Consider the following 213-nt stretch of genomic DNA (forward strand, 5'->3'; position numbering starts at 1 on the left):
GACGGTCGACACCGCCGTCGTCGGGCGCGAGGGGGCACTTGGCCTTCTTTCGGTGCTCGGGTCGTCACCTTCGGCCACTACCGCGATCGTTCGTGCAGCGGGCACCGCCTCGCGAATCCCCGCGTCGCGATTTCAGGCCGCTTTCAACCGGAGCCCTACGATCCGGCACGCGGTCCAGATGCACGGCAGGGCGATGCTGATGCAGTTTCAACT

The 213-nt window shown here is 66.7% G+C and carries 1 pseudogene; it reads left to right on the plus strand.

What is annotated here, in order from left to right:
• Window positions 1-213: pseudogene (locus AC5ZGW_RS48035) on the plus strand (Crp/Fnr family transcriptional regulator); the annotation flags it as partial.

It is taken from the genome of Bradyrhizobium sp. Crot121 (assembly GCF_059512385.1).